This is a genomic window from Mucilaginibacter sp. P4_E8, from assembly GCF_056401495.1.
The window spans coordinates 1-2,217 of the sequence record NZ_JBFUJG010000312.1 but is presented as its reverse complement, the minus strand read 5'-3'; the positions used below and the strand labels follow the sequence as shown (position 1 = coordinate 2,217).

Below are 2,217 nucleotides of genomic sequence, written 5' to 3'. Positions count from 1 at the left end.
ACGCATACCCGGACGTAATGATCTTAAATCTTTAAGAAAATTAGCTTCCGCATCTATACCATGGAAATAATCTGAGGTTACTTGTCTCAAAAATTCCCTTATCTGTTCATCTGATTTATTAACTGCACCCTTTGGTTTCCCTTTTGGGTTACCGCTTTGACCTTTTTTAAATGGCATACTATTATCAATTATTGAATCCTATTGAATTATCAATAGCATCAGATATAAATAGTATGTATTATTCAGGAAAATATTTCACTACCTTAGTATACCTAACAGCCTGATTATGAAAAGATTCATCACTATTGCTTTTATTCTTTTTGGCTTTCAATTATTGGGATATAGTCAAGATACAATTATCAGTAAGGCTGGTTCTAAAATAATAGAACCTTCAGACTATTACACGTACGAGTTTCAATCTATAGAAATAACGAATAGATATTTTCCTCAAAAATTAAATTTTAAGTATAATTCACCCGATTCTGCATCAGGAGTATTTCCTCTAAAAAAAAAATCAACATACAATATAACTTCTAAAGATGTACGCATAAAAATTAATGATAGCAGAGGTTTAAATATAGTTTCTGATTATCTCTTGCTAAAAAATGTAGAAATCGAGATAATCCAATCCAAGTTGTTAACGATAAACGGAATAACTTCTGAAATTTTGAGAATATCAAATTTACCGTCTGCAAAAATTTTTCCAAATTACACCTTAGCAAATTCCGAAATTAAATATGGTCAATTTTTTGGAAACTTTGACAAATTTATAGTAACTGATACTCATCTTAAAAGTTTAGATTTCAATGGTTTTTCCATTAAAAACACCTTTGTTATAAGAAATTCTAAAATTGATGGAATGAAGATACAATATTCAAACTTTCCAGATACGATAGTCTTAAACAATCTTGATTTGAGCGATATGTCAGAATATATTGATTTAACAGGATCACAAAAAACTAATAACCCTAATAAACTCTTAGTATTGGGAAATATAGATTTTTCTAAATTGAAAATCCCTCTCACAAAGTATACAATTAAAATAGATGATAATGGAGAATATGAAGACCAAATAACGCTTTACCAAACTGTAATAAATAAACTAAAGGAATTAGGACTAAACAAAAAAGCAGAGGTTTTAGATAAGCGATATCAAGAAATACAATATAAACATAATAATAATTATTTAATCAATATAGTTTCCAGATACTGGTGGGATTATGGATACAACAAAAGTAAAGTATTTACAAACTCTTGCATTCTATTTTTCATCTTCTTTATTATAAATATGCTGTTTTTCGATAACCTGTTAAAAGTCTATCTACCCAATAATATAGAAGAATACTACTACAATTTGAATAGAACATCAAATTATAGCACCAAACTGAAAAGGATTATTGGTAAGACTCCAATAATGTTATTGTATACAGCTTTCATTTTCTGGGGGCTGAAATTAGACGTGAAAGATCTGAAGGTAAAACACTGGCCTTCGTTAACTCTTATTATTGTCGAATATTCAGTTGGCATCATATGTTTAGCATACTTAGCTAATTATGTGCTATCAAAATAGTTTACTGGTGTGATTACCATTTATTTAAAATGATGGTGGTTTAATCTCAATAAATTTAAATATATCATCATTTGATTGTGATACTTCTATTCTATTCCTTACTGCTGAAAGTATTTCATCATCTGATAAATTTTTAAAAACGCCTGATGAGTTAAACAACAATTCAATCCTCACCATAGCTGTAACACCGTTGTTAAGCCGTTCAATGTTTATGTTTGAACGACTATAAATCAGGTTTTTTCCTACTTTATGTTTATCTTCTTCTATACTCATAATGCCTTATATCTAAACCATACCGATATATATATTGAAAATACTTCTCTTACACAGCTTGGGCAGGATGATTTAAATACCCTTGGCAACCCATTAGACATACTTTTTAATGTCGGGTACAGTTCTTTCATAATACCTACCTCTGTTGCTGTTAAGCTTATATTCCCTTTATTAGCTATAAAACTGTTCATTGATGGCTCTAATATTTTTAGCTTACCATAAAATTCCTGATCAGTCATTGTTCAGCCCTTTCTTCAATTTCAATTTCGTTTTCATCTGGTTAACCGTTTCGGCTAATGCAGCCTTTTCTTTTATTCGTTCTTTGGATGGTGCACCCGTTGGTTGTTTTTCCAAAAGCTTGTAAAACACAAACC

4 protein-coding genes are annotated in these 2,217 nt (G+C 29.8%); 1 reads left to right on the top strand and 3 read right to left on the bottom strand.

Features of this window, described 5'->3' with window-relative positions; genetic code table 11:
* Window positions 1–177 (bottom strand): DUF5681 domain-containing protein (locus AC1DRQ_RS30870; RefSeq protein ID WP_477429855.1); only part of this gene is annotated, 177 nt, incomplete at its 3' end.
* 109 nt (window positions 178–286) lie between these two features.
* Here AC1DRQ_RS30870 and AC1DRQ_RS30865 point away from each other — a divergent pair.
* The gene (locus tag AC1DRQ_RS30865) at window positions 287–1,570 is read left to right on the top strand and encodes a YdgA family protein (protein WP_477429853.1); all 1,284 of its coding nucleotides are present in this window, start codon (window positions 287–289) and stop codon (window positions 1,568–1,570) included.
* Between the two features lie 24 nt (window positions 1,571–1,594).
* Here AC1DRQ_RS30865 and AC1DRQ_RS30860 read toward each other — a convergent pair whose 3' ends face one another.
* Window positions 1,595–1,843, bottom strand: a complete 249-nt coding sequence (locus tag AC1DRQ_RS30860; RefSeq protein ID WP_477429851.1) for a hypothetical protein — start codon at window positions 1,841–1,843, stop codon at window positions 1,595–1,597.
* Window positions 1,840–2,082 (bottom strand): hypothetical protein, encoded by a 243-nt coding sequence (locus AC1DRQ_RS30855; RefSeq protein WP_477429849.1) that lies wholly within the window; start codon window positions 2,080–2,082, stop codon window positions 1,840–1,842. The genes AC1DRQ_RS30860 and AC1DRQ_RS30855 overlap by 4 nt, the downstream gene beginning before the upstream one ends.
* Window positions 2,083–2,217: the final 135 nt, after the last annotated feature.